The organism is Fusobacterium sp., from assembly GCF_029258315.1.
Classification (GTDB): Bacteria; Fusobacteriota; Fusobacteriia; order Fusobacteriales; family Fusobacteriaceae; genus Fusobacterium_B.
On record NZ_JARHZE010000117.1, the window covers coordinates 1 to 4,085 of the forward strand.

4 protein-coding genes are annotated in these 4,085 nt (G+C 30.9%); all 4 read left to right on the forward strand.

From position 1 onward, the window contains the following. Nucleotides 1-2,146 (forward strand): PolC-type DNA polymerase III (locus tag Q1J48_RS07815; RefSeq protein ID WP_300362474.1); only part of this gene is annotated, 2,146 nt, incomplete at its 5' end. Between the two features lie 17 nt (nucleotides 2,147-2,163). After that, nucleotides 2,164-3,075 (forward strand): DMT family transporter, encoded by a 912-nt coding sequence (locus Q1J48_RS07820; RefSeq protein WP_300328716.1) that lies wholly within the window; start codon nucleotides 2,164-2,166, stop codon nucleotides 3,073-3,075. Nucleotides 3,076-3,085: 10 nt separating this feature from the next. Further along, a complete protein-coding gene (locus tag Q1J48_RS07825) occupies nucleotides 3,086-3,487 on the forward strand; it encodes a C-GCAxxG-C-C family (seleno)protein (RefSeq protein ID WP_300328718.1) in 402 nt (133 codons plus the stop codon). Nucleotides 3,488-3,507: 20 nt separating this feature from the next. Continuing rightward, complete coding sequence (locus tag Q1J48_RS07830) at nucleotides 3,508-4,053, forward strand: nitroreductase family protein (protein WP_300362476.1); 546 nt, start codon at nucleotides 3,508-3,510, stop codon at nucleotides 4,051-4,053. Nucleotides 4,054-4,085: the final 32 nt, after the last annotated feature.

Consider the following 4,085-nt stretch of genomic DNA (forward strand, 5'->3'; position numbering starts at 1 on the left):
TGGAAAACTTGTTACAGGAAGTTCAAATGTTCATTATCTTGAGAAAGAGGAAAAAGATATAAGAAGTATATTGTTATATGGTAGTGGAAATGTTTTCAATGAAAGACAATATACGATCGATAATGGATTTTATTTTAGAACAACAGATGAGTTATTAAAAGAATTTTCTTATTTAGGGGAAGAGGTAGCTCGTGAAATAGTTATAACAAATACAAATAAAATTTCTAATGAGATAGACAAAATACAACCAATACCTGATGGGTTTTATCCACCAGAACTAGATAATGCAGAGAATATAGTTAGAGAGATGACTTATACAAGAGCTCATAAAATTTATGGAGATCCACTTCCTGAAATAGTTGAAGCTAGATTAGAGCGTGAATTAAAAGCTATAATAGGACATGGATTCTCGGTTTTATATCTATCAGCTCAAAAACTTGTAAAAAAATCTTTAGATAATGGATACTTGGTAGGATCTAGAGGATCAGTTGGTTCTTCACTGGTTGCTTTTATGATGGGGATAACAGAGGTTAATGCACTGTATCCACATTACATTTGTACAAACGAAGAGTGTAAATATTCTGAGTTTATAGAGAGAGAAGGAGCAGGGGTGGACTTGCCAGAAAAAAATTGCCCTCATTGTGGTAGAACATTAAAAAGAGATGGACACTCAATACCATTTGAAGTTTTTATGGGATTCAATGGAGATAAAGTTCCAGATATAGACTTAAACTTCTCTGGAGAATATCAATCAGAAATTCATAGATATTGTGAAGAGTTATTTGGAAAATCAAACGTATTTAAGGCAGGAACTATATCAACACTAGCGGATAAAAACGCTATTGGTTATGTAAAAAAATATTATGAAGATCATCATTTAAATATATCAAAAGCAGAAATAATAAGAAAGGCCTCTAAAGTAGAGGGAGCCAAAAAAACAACTGGACAACACCCTGGAGGAATGGTAATAGTTCCAAAATATAAAGAGGTTTTTGATTTTTGTCCTATACAACATCCAGCAAATGATGTTACAAATGATTCTATCACGACACATTTTGACTATCACGTAATGGATGAGCAACTTGTAAAACTTGATATATTAGGACACGACGATCCTACAACTATAAAACTTTTACAAGAATACACAGGTGTCAATGTTTATGATATACCAATAGCTGACCCAGATACATTGAAAATTTTCTCAGGAACTGAGATTTTAGGTGTAACTCCAGAGGAGATTGGATCAGTGGTTGGAACTTTTGGAGTACCAGAGTTTGGAACAGGATTTGTAAGACAGATGCTAGAGGATACTCTACCAAAAACTTTTGCAGAGCTTGTAAGAATTTCGGGACTTTCTCACGGAACAGATGTTTGGCTTAACAACGCCCAAGAATTTATTAGACAGGGAGAAGCGACTCTTTCTGAAGTTATAACAGTTAGAGATGACATTATGAACTATCTAATAGATAGCGGAATGGAAAAAGGTGTTGCCTTTAAGATAATGGAGTTTGTAAGAAAGGGAAAACCTTCAAAGGAGCCTGAACAATGGGAAACTTATTCCAATATGATGAAGGAAAAAAATGTTAAAGAGTGGTATATAGAATCTTGTAAAAGAATTAAATATATGTTCCCTAAGGGGCATGCTGTTGCTTACGTTATGATGGCAATGAGAATAGCTTATTTTAAAATACACTATCCTTTAGCATTCTATGCAGCATATCTTACTCGTAAGATAGAGGATTTTGATTTTGAAATTATGGGAAATAAAGAATTGGCAAAAGAAAAATTAAAAGAGTTGAGCAAGGAGCCAAAACTTGATGTTAAGAAAAAAACACAGATGGCAATTTGTGAAATTGTTGTAGAGATGTATGCTAGAGGATTTGAGTTTTTAGGAATAGATCTTTATAAATCTGAAGGATTTAAATTTACTGTTGAAGATAATAAAGTTAGAGTACCTTTAATGGGAATAGCTGGACTGGGAGCCAGTGTAGTTGAAAATATTTTATCAGAAAGAGAAGTTGAGAAGTTTCTTTCTTATGAAGATTTAAAGAGAAGAACAAAAATGTCTTCTACTGTTTTAGAAAAATTAAAATCTTTAAATGCTGTTAAAGATTTAAGTGAAACAAATCAAAGAAGTTTATTTTAAAAGGTAGGGGGAGAAAATTGATTAATGTAAATAAAAAATACCTTGGAGCAGGACTTGTTTGTTTTGCTGCATCTCTTTGGGGACTTGATGGAATAGTTTTAACTCCAAGACTTTTTAAACTGGGAGTTCCTTTTGTAGTTTTTATATTGCATGTTATACCGTTTCTTTTTATGAGTTTACTTTTTGGTAAGAGGGAGATGAATAATATAAAAGTTCTACCTAAAAAAGATCTTTTTTATTATTTCTGTATAGCATTATTCGGTGGAACTTTAGGAACTTTAGCTATTGTAAAGGCTTTGTTTTTAGTTAATTTTCAACATTTAACAGTTGTAACTTTATTACAAAAATGTCAACCAATATTTGCTCTTATTTTAGCGAGATTTTTATTGAAGGAAAAATTAGGAAAAAACTTTTTCTTTTTAACAATTTTAGCTTTGATAGGTGGATATATAATGACATTTGAGTTTAAGCTACCAGAGTCAACAGGAAGTGGAAATATATTACCAGCTTGTGGATTAGCTCTTTTAGCAGCTTTTTCTTTTGGAAGTTCAACTGTTTTTGGAAAAAGAATACTGACAAATTCCTCTTTTCTAACAGCTTTATATACAAGATTTTTCTTTACAAGTATAATTACATTTTTTATTGTTTTATTTAATGGAGATTTTAAATATCTTTTAGAGGTAACTCCATTTCAATGGGGAATATTTTTTACAATAATGCTTACAAGTGGTAGTATGGCAATTATGATTTATTATAGAGGTCTAAGATATATAGATGCCAGTGTCGCTACAATTTGTGAATTAGCTTTCCCTATATCATCAGTATTATTTGATTATATTTTTAATGGAAATCTATTGACACTACAACAATTTATAGGGGCAACTATATTAGTTTTTGCTATTATAGCTATTGGAAAAAATCAAAAATAAAGGAAAAAAGATGTTAAGAGATATTATAAAAGAATATTATATAGAAAAAAATTTTAATTGTGCTGAATCATTATTTTTAGCAAGTAATAAATATTATAATTTAGGTTTAGATGAAAAAATGGCTGAAATTGTAACAGCATTTGGAGCTGGAATGGGTTGTGGAAGAACTTGTGGAGCTCTATGTGGTGGACTAGCTATTTTAGGAAGAATGATTCAACTAGAAAGAGATCCATTTCACGAACTTTGTACAAACTTAGTGGAAACATTTGAAAAAACTTTAGGGACAAGTTCTTGTAATGATTTAAAAAGCATTTATAGAAATGATGAAGTAAGATGTTTAAAAACTGTTGAACTAGCAGCAGATATCTTTGAAAAATTTATAAATGAAAATGTTCCAAAATATAAGAAATAAAAATTATATAAGGAGGGATTATGGATTTTAAAGAGTTACAATTGAAAAGAGAAAGTTGTAGAATATATAGTGATAAACCAGTTCCAAGAGAACTTTTAACAGAATTAATAGAGGTGGCAAGACTTTCACCTAGTGCTTGTAATTCTCAACCGTGGAAGTTTATAGTTGTAGATGAACCAGAAGCTTGTGAAAAAGTAAGAGAGGCTTTTGAAGATGGTGGAGTAAATGGTTGTACTTGGGGAAAAAGAGTTCCAGCTTTTATATTAATTTGTGAAGATGAAGCTCACCTTATGCCCGGTGTAGGAGAACACTATGGATCACAACATTTTGCACAGATGGATATTGGTATGACAGCTATGAGTATTTGTTATGAGGCTACAACTTTAGGATTAGGAAGTTGTATGATAGGAACAATGAATCAAGAAAAATTAAAAAAAGCATTTAATATACCAGAAGAGAGAACAGTTAGATTAATAATAACAGTTGGTTACCCAGCAAGAGAAAGAGAACCTCGTAAAAAAATACGTAAAAATTTAGAAGAGGTTATTAGCTTTAATAAATGGTAAAAATAAAAGTACTGAAATTTTTTCAGTACTTT

What these genes read in the sequence shown, in the direction of transcription:
- Q1J48_RS07825 (WP_300328718.1), top strand. Translation starts at nt 3,086, where the DNA reads ATGTTAAGAGATATTATAAAAGAATATTATATAGAAAAAAATTTTAAT.
- Q1J48_RS07830 (WP_300362476.1), top strand. Translation starts at nt 3,508, where the DNA reads ATGGATTTTAAAGAGTTACAATTGAAAAGAGAAAGTTGTAGAATATAT.